Below are 17,862 nucleotides of genomic sequence, written 5' to 3' on the forward strand. Positions count from 1 at the left end.
CCCCTTAGCAGTCGCCGCAGCAAGGCGCCGGGTTCTCGAACGAGACCTCACCGAGGTCAATATCGCCGAAGAACACCTGGTCCTCCTTACCGAGCGCACCCGGGATAATCGAGAACGTGTTGGAAATGCCGTCCTGAGCATCACGGAACGGCAGCTTGGACACGCTGGAGAGCGAGGCGATAGCGCCGTGGGTGTCACGCTGGTGCATGGGGTTAGCACCCGGCGCGAACGGAACGCCGGCCTTGCGGCCGTCCGGCGTAGCGCCGGTCTTCTTGCCGTACACCACGTTAGAGGTGATGGTAAGGACCGAGGTGGTGGGCACGGAGTCGCGATACGTGTCGTTCATGCGGATGTACTCCATGAACTGGTGCACCACGTCGTGCGCGATCTGGTCGACGCGGTCGTCGTCGTTGCCGTACTTGGGGAAGTCGCCCTCGATCTCGAAGTCGACGATAACACCCTGCTCGTCGCGGACCGGGTGGACCTTGGCGTACTTGATCGCGGAGAGCGAGTCGGCCACGACGGAGAGGCCGGCGATGCCCGTGGCGAACCAGCGGTGCACGTGCTTGTCGTGCAGGGCCATCTGGATGCGCTCGTAGCAGTACTTGTCATGCATGTAGTGGATGATGTTCAGCGAGTTCACGTACACGCCGGCGAGCCACTGCATCATGTCGTTGTACTTGGCCATGACGTCGTCGTAGTCGAGCGTGTCGCCCTCGACCGCGCGGTACTTGGGCCCGACCTGCTTTTTGGAGACCTCGTCCACGCCGCCGTTGAGCGCGTAGAGCAGGCACTTGGCGAGGTTCGCGCGGGCGCCGAAGAACTGCATCTCCTTGCCGATGCGCATCGATGACACGCAGCAGGCGATCGCGTAGTCGTCGCCGTGGTAGACGCGCATGAGGTCGTCGTTCTCGTACTGGATGGACGAGCTCGCGATTGAGGTCTTGGCGCAGAACTCCTTGAAGGCCTGCGGCAGGTTCTTCGACCAAAGCACGGTGAGGTTGGGCTCCGGCGAGGTGCCCATGTTCTCGAGCGTGTGAAGGTAGCGGAAGGCGGTCTTGGTGACGAGCGTGCGGCCGTCGACGCCCATGCCGCCGATGGACTCGGTGACCCACTGCGGGTCGCCGGAGAAGAGGTTCTGGTACTCAGGGGTGCGGGCGAACTTGACCATACGGAGCTTCATGATGAAGTGGTCCACGAACTCCTGGATCTGCTCCTCGGTGAAGGTGCCGCGCTTGAGGTCGCGCTCGGCGTAGATGTCGATGAAGGTCGAGGTGCGACCCATGGACATCGCGGCGCCGTTCTGCTCCTTGACGGAGGCGAGGTACGCGAAGTACATCCACTGGATGGCCTCCTGCGTGTTCTTGGCCGGGCCGGAGATGTCGAAGCCGTAGAAGTCGGCCATCATCTTGAGCTCGCCGAGGGCGCGGATCTGCTCCTGCAGCTCCTCGCGGTCGCGGATGTTGTCCTCGGTCATGACCTTGGGCGTGGAGGCCTTCTGGGCCTCCTTGTCCTTGATGAGGTAGTCGATACCGTAGAGGGCCACGCGGCGGTAGTCGCCGATGATGCGGCCGCGGCCGTAGCCGTCGGGCAGGCCGGTGATGATGTGGGCCGAGCGGCAGGCGCGCATCTCGGGGGTGTACACGTCGAAGACGCCCTGGTTGTGGGTCTTGCGACGGTAGGTGTAGTTCTCGACCACGTCGGGATCGATGTGGTAGCCGTGCTGCTCTGCCGCCTGCACGGAGATGCGGATGCCGCCGTTGACGTGCAGCGCGCGCTTGAGCGGCTTGTCGGTCTGCAGGCCGACGATGGTCTCGAGCTCGGGGTGCTTGTTGTCGATATAGCCAGCCGGATGGCTCACGATGCCCGTGACCACCTTCGTGTCCATATCAAGGCAGCCGCCCCGCTCGCGCTCCTCGGTAAGCAGATTCATGACGTAGTCCCAGAGCTTCGTCGTGCGCTCAGTGGGGCCCGCGAGGAACGATCCGTCGCCCTCATAGGGGGTGTAGTTGCGCTGAATGAAGTCACGGACGTCGACCTCACCGGTCCACGTACCGCCCTCGAAGCCTTCCCATGCTTCCTGCATCGTGTAACCACGCTCCTTGAACGTGCGCCGCATGGCGAGCTTTTGCTTTCTCGCGTGAAGGAAGGATCGACCGAAGCGCATGGCATTCGCAGACACTGTGAGCAGCCGGGACCGCGTTATCCTTCTCGCACCGTTCGCAAGGCGAAATCCCACGCTCGCGCACGATTTCCAACCGTTCACCGAGAAAAATTACTCTTTTGCAGAGTACCACATGAACGCCTGCTAATTGCGCTCGCTGCAGGCAATTCATAGTTATCTAAACCAAACTTTTTCACCCATCGATGGTTCTCCAGCCAGCGGGCTCTCCAGCGCCGCTCGACCCCACCTTTATCGGTGAACGGTCGTTGACATGATTGCAATGTGATATCACAATGCAATCAGCATCGCAGAGGCGATGCACGGGAACGCTCCACCCGAGACACGACGGGGCGACGTCCGGGCTGTCACGCAAACGCGGGCGCATCTGTGAAAGGAACTCTCATGAGCGTGGAAAAGAAGATCAAATCTGCATCTGGTTGGGGCATGCTCATCGCCATCATCATCGCGTTCGCCGTCATCATCGCGGCATTCGTCCTGAGCGTCATCGGCCTCGCCAGCGCGGAAGACACCGGTGTCCCCGCAAGCCCGCTGTATGGTTGGGGGCTCGGGCTCAGCATCGCGGCGTTCTGCCTCATCTGGATTCCGGTGAGCGGCTTCTTCACGCTGCAGCCCGGTCAGGCGCGCGTCTGCATCCTCTTCGGTGATTACAAGGGGACCGTGCGCGATGAGGGCTTCCATTGGGCGAACCCGTTCTACAGCCGGAGTATGGGAGGCAACGCAAGCGCCGAGGAGACTACGGCGGAGGTGCTCAGCAAAAGCGGCCTCTCGCTCGGCAAGCAGATCAGCACGGCAACGAAGGTGTCCTCTGCGCTCTCGACCAAGATCTCCGTCCGCGCGCGCACGCTCAACGGTGAGATCCTGAAGGTCAACGACAAGATGGGCAATCCCATCGAGATCGCCAACGTCGTGGTGTGGCACGTGGCCGATACCGCCAAGGCCCTCTTCGACGTGGACAACTACGAACAGTTCGTTTCCACGCAGGCCGAAACCGCGCTGCGCCATGTGGCGAGCATCTATGCCTATGACCATGCCGAGGATTCGAGCGACTCGATGGATTCCATCACGCTGCGCTCGAATATCGAGGAGGTTTCGACGGCGCTCAAGCACGAGCTCACACAACGCCTGGCGCCCGCCGGCGTGGCCATCGACGACGCGCGTCTCACTCACCTCGCCTATGCTCCCGAGATCGCCCAGGCGATGCTTCGCCGCCAGCAGGCCGAAGCGGTCATCGCCGCGCGCAAGAAGATCGTCGAGGGCGCCGTCACCATGGTGGAGATGGCAGTCGACGAGCTTGGGCAGCATGGCAAGATCGACCTCGACGAGGAGCGCAAGGCGCAGATGGCCTCGAACCTCATGGTCGTGCTCTGCGGGGAATCAGAGGCAAAGCCCATCGTGAACACAGGCTCGTTGTACTAAGCGAGCGGCGGCGGAGCGCTCCTTTCGCACCCCTGTTTCGCGATGACGGGAGGCGCACAACCGGGACGCTCCGCGCATCTACTCGGGCCGGCAGGCTCGAAAGACGGAAGAGCCGCACGGGTTGACGTAAGTAGTTGAGTTGCATGGCACGTAAGCAGTATCCGCTCCGCATCGATCCTAAGATCTGGGAGGCCGTCCAACGCTGGGCGGATGATGAGATGCGCAGCGCCAACGGCCAGGTGGAATGGATACTGCGCGATGCCCTCAAGCGCGCGGGGCGCCTGCCCGCACCGAACGGCCGCCCATCAAGCGACGAGTCCGATGCGCTTCCGCGCGAATCGTAGTCCGTTCTCCGCACCCTGCTCGGAATCCCCTCCTATGCGTTCAATTGCCTGTTTGGATACCTGTTCATGCTGGTGATCGCCGGTGCGGCGAGCATATTCGGCCTTGATGGCATCTTGGGGTCGGGCGCCATCGACGGGGTGGAGATCTCCTCCGAAGATTACGTCGCTATCTCGGGACTCATCGCGAACATTCTGCCGTGGGTGTTCGTCTTCTGCAGCATCATGTGCCCCAGCGCCGCATGCTCCATCTCGATCTAGGGAAAGGGCTCCTGGGTGATGGGGACGGCTCCGTTGCCGCTACGCACGATCCTCGGAGCGAAGCTCGCCTCGAACGCTGCCCCCGTAGCGGCAACGATCGCCATAAGCGCGCTCATACTGCTGGCTGGCGGGCAGATCGACGCCATCGTCGCGCTCGAAGTGCTGCTTACGGGATTTGGTGCTTTCTTCCTCATGGTGAACATCGGGCTCTCGAGTGACGCGCGCAAGCCCAACCTTTCGTGGACGACTCCGAACGACGTGGTGAAGCGCGGATTCCCCATCACGGTCGTCGTAATCGGCGGCATGGCGCTCGCCTTTGCCGGCGGAGCCGCGAGCTTCGCGCTCTCGCTGACTTGGGGGACGATGGCGGGGACTGCATGGAATCTTGCGGTGGGCACCCTATGCCTCGCGACCGGTTGGCTCGTGTTCCAGCACACCTGCCGAATCGCCAAACCCTACCTTGTGCGCTGATCTCCGCCCAGCTCCATGAATCCGTGTGTTCGGCGTGAACGCTGACTAATCGAGCCGTAGCGAGGTACAAGTGAGATGGCATTCGATACACGACCGCCGGCCGTAGCAGCGCAAGGCGCAGCACCGGCGACACAGAACGGGAGCACATCGTATGCATCGTATGCACAAGCATTCCTCTCGCGAGGACTCGAAACCTGGGCCTGAACGCAGCGCGCATGACGTGACATCCTTCGCAGCGACGGCGAAACCCATCGCAAGCGATGGGCCTACGGTTTTTCCGCGCTCATCGGGCAGCGTGACGCGCATGCGCACCCCGCGCAGCCGAGCAGAAGATCAACGTGTGAACCTGCGCCGCGCCTACCAGTCATTTCTGCGCAAAGCCGGAACGACCCTCATGGAAGGCACCCGCGGCAATTCCGCATCGGACGCCGGCGGCGCGCCGACATCCGGATCGACCTCGTACCAGAGCTGGCCTGTGCGCCCCTACGCCGCATCGGTCTGACAGACTACCTCCCAAGCTGCAGAGACGTCCCTCCCCTTCCTCATCCTCTCTGCAGCGAGCAATGGCCCGGAGCATGAGCCCCGGGCCATTTTTGAGACGTAAGGGACGGGTCGGCTGAGCGCTACCAGCTTATGCGCACGCGCACCGCATCACGGATAATCCCGCGGCTCATCAAATAGGTAACGAAGAAGTAGCCACCGTATGCCACCAGGAAGATCAGCGCTGTGAAGCCCGCCGCACCGGCGATGGAGAACCCGCCGAACAACTCGACGAGATCGATGATCACCGAGAGCGCCACACACGAGTGCGCGATACCCAGCACGAGCGGGAACACGAAGAACACCGCCTGCTGCACGAGTACGGAGTGCGCGATGTCGCGCCGTTCGGTGCCGAGCTCGGAGAGAATGCGATAGTTACCGCTCGCATCTGCCACACCAGAGAGCTGCTGAATGGTGAGGATCGCCGCACACGCCACCACAAGCACGAAGCCAATGTAGATGGCCAGGTAGCTGATAAGGCCGTTCATGGAGTTGACGCTCTCGTACGTCGAGGTGCGCGTGGCCTCCATTCCCCACAGCGCCACAACCACTCCGTCATCGTTCGTGAGGTCGCCGTAGCTGCGGTACTCCCCCACAAAGGCGTCGCCCTCCTCAACCGAGACGCCCTCGGCATAGTCACCCAAGAAGTAGCTGTAGTAGAGCGGCAACCCGGCTTCCTCCACCAGCTCATCGGGTACCACGATAACGCCGGAGTTCATGCCCATCATCGCGTTCTGGAACACGCTTGCGTCGTAATCGACGGCATCTGCAGCTGGATGCAGCTCGTGACCAGCGAAATCAATCGTCACGCCCTCCTTCATGACCGCGTTGTACACATCGTTTATCGACGAACCCATATCGGAGGTGATGAGGTAGCCATCCTGACCGAGGTCGACCTCCTTGAATCCCATGAACCTCAGGTAGCGGTTGTAGTCGCTCTCCTTCGCGATGCCGAGCCCCAGCCCCGTCGCATCCGACGACTCCGTACCAGCAGGCAGCGGCATATCCACGGCGTCGCACAGCCCGTCGAGGGTCACGAGCGGCACCTGCTGGCCGATCGGCGTGGAGTCATACACGTCCAGCTGCACGGAGTCGCCGATGATCGACGCCAGGTCGAACGGGCGCGCCTCGGGCGTATCGGGAGCTACGGTGTCGACCGTACTTGCCGCGAGCACATCGATGGGTTCGGTTGCCACGTCGTAGCGGGCGGCTGCACCACCCTCCTGTCCAGAGGCATTCAGTTCCGCCGCAGACCTCTCGCCGATATACGAGATGATGCGCGAGTAGTCTGCGGGCGTACCGTGCTCGACGGTCTCGTTCATAACGCCCGCCAGCGACATGCCCGCGGTCACCGCGGTGATCGCCAAGAAGAGGATCATCGCGATCATGGCCATCGAGAAGCTTACGGTGTTCACCTTAGCCGCGAGCTGGCGCAGCGTCACCATGTTGAGGCCGCGCCAATAGAGATTCCGCGCTGCCTGCAGCACCTTGAGCAGGAAGCCCGAGAGCCCGAAGAAGAACAGGATCGTACCTGCCACAACGGTGATGGTTGTGACCAGAAACGCCTGCATGCCCTCCGGCGAGCCGTCGTAAGGCAAGCCGTCGTGAAGCAAACGAACATAGGCGACCACGATCGCCACCGCACCCACCACGAACACAAGGGCAGACAGCCACGGGTTCCGCACGCGGATGGCTTCGTTCCTGCGGCTCGCGCTCATGAGATCGATGATCCTCGCCCGTGCGACCACACGCAGGTTGAAGACGAGCGTCACCAAGAAGATCGCCACAAGGCAGCCGACGGTGAGCATGAACGCCGAGATCGAGAAGAAGAAGTGGAAGTCCGCGATCTGCGTTTTGAAGGTGCTCGCGGTGAAGAACACCATGAGCCACGACAGCCCCAAGCCGCAGGCGACGCCCAGCACCAATGCGGCAAGCGACACGAAAAGCGTCTCCATCGCCATGATGCGCGCCACCTGCCAGCGGCTCATGCCAAATACCTGGTACAAGCCGAATTCCTTCTTGCGCCGCTTCATGATGAAGTTGTTCGCATACACCATCAAAAAGCCCATCACGAAACCCAGGAACACCGTGAGGCCGCCTATGATTCCGCCGAGCGTCTCGCCCATTCCGGCGTTCTGTTCGGTGACGCCTGCGATGTCAACCTGGACCGAGATGGTGTTGAACGCGTAGAACACCGTAACGGCAAGCGTAAGCGTGATCAGGTAGACCAGGTAGTCCTTGCCTGCGCGACGCACGTTGCCCAGCGCGATCTTACAGAGCATCGGAACCCTCCCCACCCATCATGGCAACGACCTCCATGATGCGGTCGAAGAACTCCTGGCGCGTCGAGCCGCCACGGCGCAGCTCGGTGAAGATGCGTCCGTCGCGGATGAAGAGCACGCGATGCGTATAGCTTGCGGCGAAGCTGTCGTGCGTGACCATGAGCACGGTCGCCTTGAGGTTCTTGTTCATGGTCTCGAAGCTCTCGAGCAGCAGGCGCGCGTTCTTGGAATCGAGGGCGCCGGTGGGCTCATCCGCCATGATGATGGCGGGATCGGTCACGAGCGCGCGGGCAGCCGCGACGCGCTGCTGCTGGCCACCGGAGAGCTGATAGGGGTACTTGACGAGCGTATCGCGAATACCCAACCGGCCGGCGACCTCGTCCACCCGGCGCAGGACCTCCTTGGGTGCCACGCGACTGATGGTAAGCGGCAACGCGATGTTCTCGCGAGCGGTAAGCGTGTCGAGCAGGTTGGAATCCTGGAAGATGAAGCCGAGCTGCTCGCGACGGAAGCGCGTAAGCTTCTGGGACTTCATCCGCGTGATGTCCTCGCCGTTCACCAGCACGCTGCCGCTTGTCACCGCATCAATAGTTGAGACGCAGTTGAGCAGCGTCGACTTGCCGGAGCCCGAGGCGCCCATGATGCCCACGAACTCACCTCGAGCGACGGTGAACGAGACGTCGCGCAGGGCGTGCGTCACGTTATTGCGGCTGCCGTAGACCTTCTCGATGTGGCGCACGTCGAGCACCGGTGCGGCGGGAGCGGCGGGTGCGCCCTGCTGCGCGCCCGCGGGAGCGGCGGAGACGCCTCCAGTCGCAAAGTGGGCGAATGTCTTGGAATTCACTGGCATCTTAGGTCCTTTCCCTGTGCCCTAGCTTACCTCGTGCGCGAGCGGGTGCGGCCGGGGCGTGGACGGACGCGGTCGGGGACGCCGCACCGCTCGCAACCCTATCCTCGCAAGACGGGCGGCAGGCAGCCATCGATTTGGCTTACAGTTGGCTTGCAAATTCGTAAGGTGCGCAGTCTGCTATGCTTGCTTGTCGTAAAACGTCAGCGACACGGCGCAGGCGAGAGGAGGGGCCCATGCGGACGGTACACGTGGCGGCCGGCATAATCAAAGCGGGCGACGGCTCCGACCGCGTGCTCGCCGTCCAGCGCGGCTACGGTGAGATGGCAGGCCTCTGGGAGTTCCCCGGCGGCAAAGTGGAGCGCGGCGAGACCGCCCGCGACGCCTGCCGGCGCGAGCTCGCCGAGGAACTGCAGGTGCGCATCTGCGACTTGCGCGACTTCTACACCGTCGAGTACGACTACGAGGACTTCCACCTCTCCATGGAATGCTTCTTCTGCCGCATCGCCGAGGGCGACGAGCCCCGGCGCTCCGACCGCCAGCTCAAGCTCCGCTGGGTCGAGCGCGCCTCGCTCGCCAAGCTCGCGTGGATGCCCGCCGACATCGAGCTGGTGCGAGCGCTCGCCGCCGCCTCCCCTGCCGAAGGGACCGATGCCGAGGACGGGCAGCCGGCAGCAGGATGCAAAAGGTCCAAGCTCCTGGACGAGATCGATACCGCTGATCTCTCGGCGGACGAGACCGAGCTGGTGCGCCGCCGCGCCGCCATCCGCAAGTCCATGCAGGGAAACAAGCGCGCGGACACCAAGCCCGAGCTCATCGTGCGGCAGCGGCTGCGCGCCGCGGGCCTCACGGGCTACCGCCTGCAGTGGAAGAAGGCACCGGGTCGCCCCGACATCGCCTTCCCCGGCCGCAAGGTCGCCATCTTCGTGAACGGCTGCTTCTGGCACCGTTGCCCGCACTGCCACCCCTCGACGCCAAAGCGCAACACGGAGTTCTGGGAGGCGAAGTTCCGCCGCAACGTCGAGCGCGACCAACGCGCCCTCGCCGAGCTCGCCGAGCAGGGCTGGACCGCGATCACCATCTGGGAGTGCGAGCTCAAGCGCGACCGCGTCGACGAGACCATGGAGCGCGTCATCGAGCAGGTGCGTGCTGCCGAGCGCCGTCAGTGATCCCGCCGGTCCTCGGAGCGCTCCATCACTCCCACATCGTCTCTACACGCACCCCCGCTATGCACAGCGTCGCATAGATGCCTGAATCTATGCGCTTACCTGCTGGTTCATAAAGCCTTCAAACCAATGTAAGCCATTCTTAGGTTACGTGAGTGGGTGCGCTGGCCATAATGGTCACAAGCGCACGGGAGAGCAGCACCCCGGACGCTATCTAGGTGGTTGAGCGAGGAGGCCGCGCATGCTTTCTTCCAGAGACGCAGCTTGCACATGGTCACCATTGCAAACAGCCCAATGTGCGAACCATTTCTCCTTCCCCCCGACACAGAGATATGGCCTCCTCGTCTCCACCAACCGCTCGCACGACCAGCGCATCAATCTCCATCGCACCTGGAGCGGTGCGCTCGAACGGTTGAGCAAGCGCCCCACGGAACACGCGTCGACTCTGCTCTAGCCTATCGCACGTTCATGCTTGAACGTGCATACCGCCCGAACCAATACGAGCCGGCGCGCAACTTGACGGCAAGCGTGATGAAGAACACGAACAGACACAAAGCGTTGATAAGCGCAAAGGGCAACAGTGCGGAGAGCAGGTCCGCAAACGCCGCGTTGCCCAGCTCGCCCATGATGAGGTCCTCGATTATGCCCTCGGCACGGGGGATATGCTCGAAGATAACCGTGTGCATAACCCACCGCATGCACGCTATGAGCGCACTTGCCGCACCATCCGCCACCAACGTGGCGCTGAGGATCCCCGCAGGATGCGCCCAGCATGAGGCGGCCAGGCGCCTCATGGGGAACGCGTCGGAGAACGACCCGCTCGCCCCCAGATGCACTACCGTTGCCGTTGCCAAGGTTTCCATGGCGATCGCAGCACCGATGATCAGAATCAAGCTCAGGAATAGCACGATGATGGAGATTATATCGGGCATCACATCGGCCAAGGCGCCGATCGCGTCGGCCAAGATTCCAACAAGCACCGTCCCCACACCTGCAACCAACAGCAGAGAACTCCCGCCAAATATGCCCCACGACAACAGCGTGCTGCTGAAAAGGCGTGCTTGCGGTGTCTGGGAGCTTGCATACGCCGCCTGACGCCCCCATTCCAGCGCACTTCCGAATCCCGCCGCACAAACCACCGCGAGCAACGGGAGCCAGTAGGTCGGCACGATGGTGCAGAGGGCTCCGAGCGCGGCATACAACGCCATATGAGTTGCCACTTTCGGCATCGAGAGCACGTCTGCTATCCCCTGACCCAGGCAGCTGCGCTTCCGCTGTTCCGCCGGTACCCCCGAATAACCCGGCGCCACATATCCGCTCTGAGCTCCCACATTGCCCGGCTGCCCACTCAAGATCTCGCGGGCCGTTGCCCGTGCCGGCACAGAAGAGCCCGTAGCAGCAACTGTCGTCGCGCCAGGAGCCTTGCCCTGCGGCGACTCATGCAACGGAACCGGGCCCTGATGCGCTGCTGGCTCAGACCTGAGCACTGTTGTACGCGTATCGGGATCGAGCGGCTCTGCTTCAGCGAGAAGCGTGGTCTTGGCATCTGCCTCCCGCAGCTTGTCCGCCTCCTGCAGCTGGTCGCCGGACCCCGAGATACGCGCTCCGCACACGCAGCAGAAGGGCATGCCCCGCTCTACTTTCGCACCGCATTCTGGACAATACATAGCGCTCCCTTCCACGACGGATTGCGCTTAAGCCCTCACCACCGAAAAGTCCTCGTTACCCAAGGTAAGCCTGTCTCCAGGAGCCAACGCGACCCGTCCGCCCCGAGGCACGGGATTGCCGTTCACCCGCGTCCCGTTCGTCGAGCCGCAATCCTCGACCACATAGCCAGTGGCTTGCAGGCCTATGCGTACATGCACGCGGGAGATCGCGGAGTTCCCATCTATGCGAACGTCCGCAGCAGTTCCCTTGCCCACCGTGATGGGGAAGGTGCCAAGCGCGTAGGCGGTGCCGTCTTTGCGCTTGAGCACAAGGGCGTGACGAGCAACCGGCTTGGCGGGGTACGCGGGCGCAGCGGCGGCCGATGGCGCCGCCTGCCGAACAGGTGCCTGAGCGGCAGGAACCGGGCGAGCGGACGCCGGAGCGGCAGCCGGAGCCGCGTTCTGCCAGACAGGAGGGCGGACCGAAGCCGGAGGCATCGTTGGAGTCGTGGCCGGAGACGCCGCCGGAGTCGACAGCGGGACGGCGGTATTCGCCCCAGTCCCCGAGCGTGCACCCGAGACAGCCCCTTGCTGCGGATTTGCCGAGGCAATCCTCATCAACTTCGCCCCGCACCGGATGCAGAAGAAGTTGTCATCGCTGTTCTTAGCCCCGCATGTAGTGCAGAACATCGTTTACCTCCCTTATCGTGCGTCCTCGTATAGCGCCTCAGCTGACGCCTGGTCGCTCGCCACATCAACGGTGTACAGGCCTTGTTCCGCCACGAGGTAGAGCAGGCCGTCCTCCACCTCGATGCGCACGGTGGAGGGCCCCACTTCCCCCAGAACGGACTCGATCGCAGGCGCAAGGTCATGGGAGAAGCCCGTCGTCTCGGCAATCCAAGCAATCGCACCCGTGTTGGTCACCACGACGCATCCCGACGCATCGCATGCCGTGAGCCCCGCACTCGCGAGCTCGGCATACTCTTGGAATCCTCCCGAGAATTCCCTCCGGACAAACCGCACGGCGCCATCGGCACCCTGCTCGCCCTGGTATAACGAGGAGCCATCGCACGACGGGCACTGTGCAGCGCCCGATCCGGACAGAAGCGTCACGGGCGTCGCATCCGGTTGCCGTGCCATCGCACCGGCATACTCGTCGAGCCGCCATCCCGCGCCATCCGTAGCGTGCACCAGCAAGCTACCCTCATCCCAGAACAGCGAGAGGGCCGTCGCTCCAGGGTATGCGTGCTCAACCGGAGGAGTATCGAGCCGAGCAAGGTCTATCGCCACGGCCTTCGGGTCCTCATCAGGCATCAGGCACGCGGCGTATACCCAACCGTCGCGTACCAACATGTCGGTCAGCGTCCCGGTTGTCGCATACACCTCCTGCACAGCAGGGGCATCGTTCCCGCGCGCGCCAACCAGCCGCACGATCCGCGTGTCGCCCTGCGCCGCGCTCACCACTGCATACAAATCGTCCCCGGAGATGTTCAAGCAAGAAGCGGGACCTTCGTACACGCGCACGGGCTCGGCATCTTGCTGCGGGTCCTCGGCATCTGTCTGCGGCTCCTCGGCGACCTCCTGCTCATTCGCGCCATCGAGCGCGAGCCGCATGATCCCCGCGCCATCAGCCCAGTACACCACGCTGCCGTCGCGGATAACATCTCCGCCGCCGCGGGCGCCGGCGGCATCCGCAGGCATATCGCCTTCGAATGCAGCGTTGCCCGATCCCTCCGGAACAGCGTCATCGGGCGACGAGGCGCCGGCAGCGGCTTCCTCGACATCCTCCGCGCTGGGCGGGGTGCCCGCAGCGCAAGAGAAGAGCAAGGCCGCAAGCAGCACGCACCAGAGCACGAGGGCTGCCATACCCGCCCTGCGCAGAACCTTGGCATGGCCGTCAAGAGGGGATGCTTCCTCGGGCTCCGACGCATCCTGGCCGCGAGCCCGGCAATGCCACCGCTCCAAGGTTCACCCCTCCCAGCATCCAAAAAGCGCCCCGCACATGCAGGGCGCTTGTACCTCATGGTCTCATCTACTCGTCAGCTTGCTGCTTCTTGCGATACACCGCGAAGCCGATGCCCGCCACCGCAACTAGGGCGGCGACGATCGAGCCCGCAAAGAGCGGTAGGTTGCTCATCCACAGCACGATGGGATCGTCCGACACGAGCACGTTTTGAGCCACCAGTTCATCGGACTCGTTGCCCGCCGCGTCGAACACCACCACCGAGACCTCCTGGCGCTCCGCGCTGCCCGCAAGCACCACGTCGTACGTGGAGCTCTCGGCGAGCGCCTCGGCGTCGAGCTCTGCATAGGTCTCGCCGTTCACCACGATCTGCGCGTGGTCGAGCATGAGGTTATCCTCGAACATCACCTGCGCGGTGTACTCGGCCTCCTCGTAGCGGCCGTTGCTCTCGAGGTCGACGAAGCTCGCGATGGGCGCCGTATCGTCAACCGCGAAGTTGACCTCGGCCGTAGCGCCGGCTTCCTCGGCGTTCTTCCCCTCCATGGTGTTCTCTGAGATGTTCTGGGCGTTGTCGAGCGAGTGGAACAGCACGCGGTACACGCCGTCGGCATCGAACGTCGCCTGGCCGACGGTGTAGGTGTACTCATGCCAGCCCGTCGCAGTGCTGTGCGCGACCGTGTAGTCGGCATCGCGCTCGAGCGTGGTGTTCTCAGCGTCATGCGTGAGCTCGACCGCCGTCGCGGCCTCCTGCAGGCCGGACGGGTTGATTTCGGTCACCACGACGTCGATGAGCTCATCGGACGTGATGTAGCTCCCCAGCACAGCCCCCGTCTCGTCGGAGATCACGTAGGTCGAGCCAAAGCGGTTCACCGACCAGGTCATGGCCTCGGTCGCGGTGCTGCCCGCCAGATCGCGCGCCGTGACCGTGATGGTATACACGCCGTCGTTACCGCGGACGCTCGCAGGGTTGGTGTAGGTCACCGTCATATCGGTCGCCGTGGCCTCGGGGGTCGAGGCAGCATAGGGGTTGCCGCTCGCCGCACCCAGCACCGCATGTCCCACCTTGTCGACCACGATGGTCGTAGCCGGGTCGAGGTTCGTATCGTGCACCGAAGCCGTGGGGACGGCGTCGCCGGCATAGGCCGTCTGGTTCGCAACGCCACCCAGCTCGATCTCGGGCACCAGGGTGTCGACCACGAACTCGGGCGAAGCATACGGGGTAACCGCGTTGTTCGCGAGGTCCTCGCCTTCAACCGAGAGCGTGTACACGCCCTGGCCGGGGAAGGTCACACGCGCGATGTGCGTGTCGCCGTCGGAGCTCCAGGCGCCCACCTGCGGCTGGCCCACCTCAGAGCCGTTGCCGGGCTCTGCCGTGGTGCTGATGCGCATATGGTCTGCCGAGAAGTTATGCTCGGTCACCGTGATGGTCGCCGTGCGCGCACGGCTGTAATAACGGCCGTTCGCGACGTCGTTGTTATCGAAGCTCACCTGCATGACCGGCGCGGTCTTGTCGATGGTGAAGGACTCGCCGGCGGCCGTCGCCGTATGCCCCACGATATCCGATACCGCAAAGCTCGAGACCTCCCAGTCGGCGTCGGTGGTAAAGGGCAGCGTGTAGGTCCACACATTGCTGTTGGGGGCCGTCTCCGTGAAGTCGCTCGGATGGATGGCGAGCGTCTGGGAGCCGTTCTGGCTCACCGTGAACACGACCTGATCGTTGGCGAACTGCTGGGTGTAGTTGAAGAACGGGTCGTTCACCGTCACCGTGAGCGTGCGGTTCGTGCGGTAGTACGAGCCGTTCTGGGCGTCGGTGGTATCCCAGCCGATGCTGAGCGACGGGCCCGAGCTCTCGGCCACGAGCTTGGTGTACTCGATGGGGACATCGCGGCTCTGATCGGCCGTGGTGGTGAGCTCGTTGCCCGCATTGTCGCGCGCCGTCACCGTGATGTCGGCCGTATCGACGTCGCGGTCGCCCGCGATCGTAAAGGAGTAGAGCGGGTCGTTACGCGTAAGGCTGGCTTCGATGTCGGTCTCGCCGCTCTCGTTATCGTCGTAGGTGGCGGCAACCGAGTTCGCGTCCACACCCGACTGCAGAGCGGTGATGGTGTCATCGGTATCCGCCTGGTTGCCGTTCAACTCGTCGCGCAGCGTGAACTCGACGGCGATCTGCTGGTCGCCGAAGAGGTAGCCCCCGAAGCTCTGGGCGCGCTCGGCGGTTGCCTCGGCACCCGTAAGCACCGGGGCGAGGGTATCGAGCTGGTAGCCCACGCCGGTGACGAGCACGATCTCGTTCGTGGTGTCGTCGATGGCATAGAGCGACAGGCTATGGATGCCATCGCCCGCGGAGAGGGTGGTCGAAGTGAACGCATTGTGCGATGCGGGGACCTGTTGCGCGCCGTAGGCGAGGCCGTGCCCCTCCCACGCCACGGTAGGCACGGCCTTCACCCACGTCGTCGCAGCGTTTCCAGCCGTGAGGCTCACAGCGCCGGAGCCGTTCTCCGAGGAGAGCGTGAGGCCCGTGTCGCCCCAAGCGAGCTGCTTCATGGCCGCAACGGTCACGCTCGTGGGATCGGTCACGGTAAAGCTCGCGTAATCAGCTGCCGCAGCATCATTGCGCGTGAACATGGGCGTCAACGTCTGTGCCACGGCGCCCTGGCCGTCATAGCTGGCAAACGTGACGGCAGAGTAGTAGTCGGCCTCAGGAGCCTGCTCGCCCTGGGACTCGATCGCGGTCTTGATAGCCTGGTTCACCTCGGCGAGCACGGCAGCCTCCTGGTCTGCCTGCAGGCGGAACGGCTGCTCCGCAATGGTCAGCCCATCGAGCGAGAACGGCTTGACCTCGCCCACGGTGACCTTGGTGGTCTTACCGGTGGAGGTGCCGTCGGGGTAATACCACTCAACCGTGACCTCGCCACCGGCACCCACCTTAAGGCCCGTCGCGGTGAAGGTGCCGCTCTCGTAGGCGAGCGAGAAGGTGCCGTCCGGGTTGGTGTAGCCGCTGAACGGCGCGCCGTCGAGATACGGGGTGAGGTCGTTCACCCCGGCGACCGCCGCTGTTGCGGTCGAGCTGAACATGAGGGGGTCGGTCGTCGCGGTCTCGGCGGTGAGGTTCGCCACCTGGTCCGCCCAGTAGTCGGTGACCGAAAGGTTGACGGTAGCCGTGATGGTCCCCGCATATGCCTGGTCCGCAAGGGTCGCCTCGACCGTATCCGGCGCGGCGGACGGATCGGTCGCGCTCTTCTTGGTGTAGCTGTAGTTCACGGTGTAGCTGAAGCCCGTGCCGGAAACCTCGACGGCCAGCGGCGCGGTGGTGACCTTCTTGGCCGTGATGGTCGCCGCGTCATCGGAGAAAGCGATCTCGGCGTAGTCCGCCGCAGAGGCCTCGTCCGCGAACGAGATGCCCACGCCGGAAACCGCCTCGGTCGGGACGACCTCAATCGAACCCTCGACCAGCGTGTAGATGGACTCGGCATCCTCAGCGGCCAGGGCAGCTATCGCCTGATCGACGGCGAGCGTGACCGCACCCTGCTCCTGGGTAAGACCCTCGACCGCTGCCTGGACCTGGGTTTCGATGGCCGGCAGGTCGTATGCCTGCTCGCTCAGGTTCGCAAGCACGAGCTCGCCATCGACGAGCGGCTCCGCCCCTTCCGCAACATGGGTGTCGAGCTCGACCGAAAGGTTCTCGGTAAGCTCGACCTCGGCAGGCGCGGCAAAGGCCTCCGGGACAGACGCCACTGGCAGCAGCGGGATTGAAGCTGCTACCAGCAGAATCGTCAAGATGAGCGCCACGGGCCGGCGCAAGCGCTCAAACACCTTATGAGGCATGGTTCCCCCTATTCACCCAACGTATCGTCGGTATGCACAACAAGCACGTTCTGTTTCAGCTTAAAGCGGAATCCACCTGTCTTCTGTTGCTCAACACCTGTGCCGGCCGGTTGTGGCCTCGCTGCGTCCTCCGGGGCGGCAGCGCCGGACGCTTCGGGCGCGCGCGGCGGCCGAGCTCCGGACGCGGTGCCAGAACCATCGGACAGCAAGTCGGTCATCTGCTCCGAGGTCTCGCTCTCCGTGAGCTCCTCGGTCAGGTATTCAGAGGACTCCTCGTCTGGCGCGGGCGCGCTCAGGACCTCGGTCACGTGATCGGCATCGGCAGGAGCACCGGCGACGCCCGGCGCTGCGGTGGCACCAGGGGCGCCGGCATCACCCAACACGGTCGTGGGCGCATCCGAGTCGCTGGCCGCGCTACCGCCTATCAGACCGGTAGGCAGCTCGGACGCAGCCTCGGCGGCATCATCGAGCAGGCCGGTGGGCAGCTCGGAGATGGCCACCTCCTCGCCCATGCTCAAAATGTCCGTAGGGTACTCCGACGCCTCGGCGCTCTCGTACAGCACGCCGCGCGCCGCCATGTCCACGTGCATGCCCTCGCGCTGCCCGGCCTGCTTGGGCTGCGCGACGACCGTAGTGGGTGCGTCGCTGCCCAGGTCGGCCACCGGCGGGTGCGACAGCACGTCTGCCTTACTCGCGGCGTCGTCCCTCGGGGTGCGCCGCGCACGCCGCACCAGCGCGCTGCGGCCGCGACGGGAGCCATAGCTCCCCACAAGCTCGCCGACCCTTCTCCCCTGGAGGAAGTGGATGGCGGCAAGGACATCGAGCTTCACGAATATCACGCCGGCGGCCACGGCACATGCGAGCGCGCACATAAACGCGACCGTCGAGACCACCGAGAGCACGGTAATGCTATCCACAG

Annotated in this window: 13 protein-coding genes; 5 read left to right on the forward strand and 8 right to left on the reverse strand. The window is 63.9% G+C overall.

Going from position 1 to position 17,862, the window contains the following annotated elements:
• Window positions 1-4: 4 nt before the first annotated feature.
• Entirely contained in the window at window positions 5-2,086 is a 2,082-nt protein-coding gene (pflB, locus tag C1717_RS02490) for a formate C-acetyltransferase (protein ID WP_102371770.1), read from the reverse strand.
• 480 nt (window positions 2,087-2,566) lie between these two features.
• On the opposite strand from pflB, the gene C1717_RS02495 reads away from it, so the two are divergent.
• The 4 genes from C1717_RS02495 (at window position 2,567) to C1717_RS10565 (ending at window position 4,674) form a co-directional block, all read left to right on the forward strand.
• Entirely contained in the window at window positions 2,567-3,601 is a 1,035-nt protein-coding gene (locus C1717_RS02495) for an SPFH domain-containing protein (protein WP_102371660.1), read from the forward strand.
• A gap of 143 nt (window positions 3,602-3,744) precedes the next feature.
• Window positions 3,745-3,945, forward strand: a complete 201-nt coding sequence (locus C1717_RS02500; protein WP_102371661.1) for a type II toxin-antitoxin system antitoxin — start codon at window positions 3,745-3,747, stop codon at window positions 3,943-3,945.
• Between the two features lie 66 nt (window positions 3,946-4,011).
• Entirely contained in the window at window positions 4,012-4,203 is a 192-nt protein-coding gene (locus C1717_RS10560) for a hypothetical protein (RefSeq protein WP_180965808.1), read from the forward strand.
• Between the two features lie 15 nt (window positions 4,204-4,218).
• Window positions 4,219-4,674: a hypothetical protein gene (locus tag C1717_RS10565; RefSeq protein WP_180965809.1), complete on the forward strand. Its 456-nt coding sequence runs from the start codon at window positions 4,219-4,221 to the stop codon at window positions 4,672-4,674.
• A gap of 623 nt (window positions 4,675-5,297) precedes the next feature.
• Here the strand turns inward: C1717_RS10565 and C1717_RS02515 are convergent.
• Both C1717_RS02515 and C1717_RS02520 read right to left on the reverse strand, forming a co-directional pair.
• A complete protein-coding gene (locus tag C1717_RS02515) occupies window positions 5,298-7,496 on the reverse strand; it encodes an ABC transporter permease (protein WP_102371662.1) in 2,199 nt (732 codons plus the stop codon).
• On the reverse strand, window positions 7,486-8,346 hold the full coding sequence (locus tag C1717_RS02520; protein WP_102371663.1) for an ABC transporter ATP-binding protein: 861 nt from the start codon (window positions 8,344-8,346) through the stop codon (window positions 7,486-7,488). Before C1717_RS02520 ends, C1717_RS02515 begins: the two co-directional genes overlap by 11 nt.
• Window positions 8,347-8,579: 233 nt before the next feature.
• Between C1717_RS02520 and vsr the strand changes: the two genes are divergently transcribed.
• Window positions 8,580-9,512, forward strand: a complete 933-nt coding sequence (gene vsr, locus C1717_RS02525; RefSeq protein WP_102371664.1) for a DNA mismatch endonuclease Vsr — start codon at window positions 8,580-8,582, stop codon at window positions 9,510-9,512.
• A 452-nt stretch (window positions 9,513-9,964) separates the two neighbouring features.
• On the opposite strand, the gene C1717_RS02530 is transcribed toward vsr, so the two are convergent.
• The 5 genes from C1717_RS02530 to C1717_RS02550 form a co-directional block, all read right to left on the reverse strand.
• Window positions 9,965-11,176, reverse strand: coding sequence for a zinc ribbon domain-containing protein (locus tag C1717_RS02530; RefSeq protein ID WP_102371665.1), 1,212 nt, complete (start codon window positions 11,174-11,176; stop codon window positions 9,965-9,967).
• Between the two features lie 27 nt (window positions 11,177-11,203).
• Window positions 11,204-11,845 (reverse strand): FHA domain-containing protein, encoded by a 642-nt coding sequence (locus tag C1717_RS02535; protein WP_102371666.1) that lies wholly within the window; start codon window positions 11,843-11,845, stop codon window positions 11,204-11,206.
• A gap of 12 nt (window positions 11,846-11,857) precedes the next feature.
• Window positions 11,858-13,021, reverse strand: a complete 1,164-nt coding sequence (locus C1717_RS02540; RefSeq protein WP_146003651.1) for a hypothetical protein — start codon at window positions 13,019-13,021, stop codon at window positions 11,858-11,860.
• Between the two features lie 166 nt (window positions 13,022-13,187).
• The gene (locus C1717_RS02545; protein WP_102371668.1) at window positions 13,188-16,943 is read right to left on the reverse strand and encodes a hypothetical protein; all 3,756 of its coding nucleotides are present in this window, start codon (window positions 16,941-16,943) and stop codon (window positions 13,188-13,190) included.
• Between the two features lie 8 nt (window positions 16,944-16,951).
• Window positions 16,952-17,860, reverse strand: coding sequence for a hypothetical protein (locus tag C1717_RS02550; protein WP_102371669.1), 909 nt, complete (start codon window positions 17,858-17,860; stop codon window positions 16,952-16,954).
• Window positions 17,861-17,862 lie beyond the last annotated feature (2 nt).

It is taken from the genome of Enorma phocaeensis (assembly GCF_900186505.1).
Classification (GTDB): Bacteria; Actinomycetota; Coriobacteriia; order Coriobacteriales; family Coriobacteriaceae; genus Enorma; species Enorma phocaeensis.

What these genes read in the sequence shown, in the direction of transcription:
- pflB (WP_102371770.1), bottom strand. Translation starts at nt 2,086, where the DNA reads ATGCAGGAAGCATGGGAAGGCTTCGAGGGCGGTACGTGGACCGGTGAG.
- C1717_RS02495 (WP_102371660.1), top strand. Translation starts at nt 2,567, where the DNA reads ATGAGCGTGGAAAAGAAGATCAAATCTGCATCTGGTTGGGGCATGCTC.
- C1717_RS02500 (WP_102371661.1), top strand. Translation starts at nt 3,745, where the DNA reads ATGGCACGTAAGCAGTATCCGCTCCGCATCGATCCTAAGATCTGGGAG.
- C1717_RS10560 (WP_180965808.1), top strand. Translation starts at nt 4,012, where the DNA reads ATGCTGGTGATCGCCGGTGCGGCGAGCATATTCGGCCTTGATGGCATC.
- C1717_RS02515 (WP_102371662.1), bottom strand. Translation starts at nt 7,496, where the DNA reads ATGCTCTGTAAGATCGCGCTGGGCAACGTGCGTCGCGCAGGCAAGGAC.
- C1717_RS02520 (WP_102371663.1), bottom strand. Translation starts at nt 8,346, where the DNA reads ATGCCAGTGAATTCCAAGACATTCGCCCACTTTGCGACTGGAGGCGTC.
- vsr (WP_102371664.1), top strand. Translation starts at nt 8,580, where the DNA reads ATGCGGACGGTACACGTGGCGGCCGGCATAATCAAAGCGGGCGACGGC.
- C1717_RS02530 (WP_102371665.1), bottom strand. Translation starts at nt 11,176, where the DNA reads ATGTATTGTCCAGAATGCGGTGCGAAAGTAGAGCGGGGCATGCCCTTC.
- C1717_RS02535 (WP_102371666.1), bottom strand. Translation starts at nt 11,845, where the DNA reads ATGTTCTGCACTACATGCGGGGCTAAGAACAGCGATGACAACTTCTTC.
- C1717_RS02540 (WP_146003651.1), bottom strand. Translation starts at nt 13,021, where the DNA reads ATGGCAGCCCTCGTGCTCTGGTGCGTGCTGCTTGCGGCCTTGCTCTTC.
- C1717_RS02545 (WP_102371668.1), bottom strand. Translation starts at nt 16,943, where the DNA reads ATGCCTCATAAGGTGTTTGAGCGCTTGCGCCGGCCCGTGGCGCTCATC.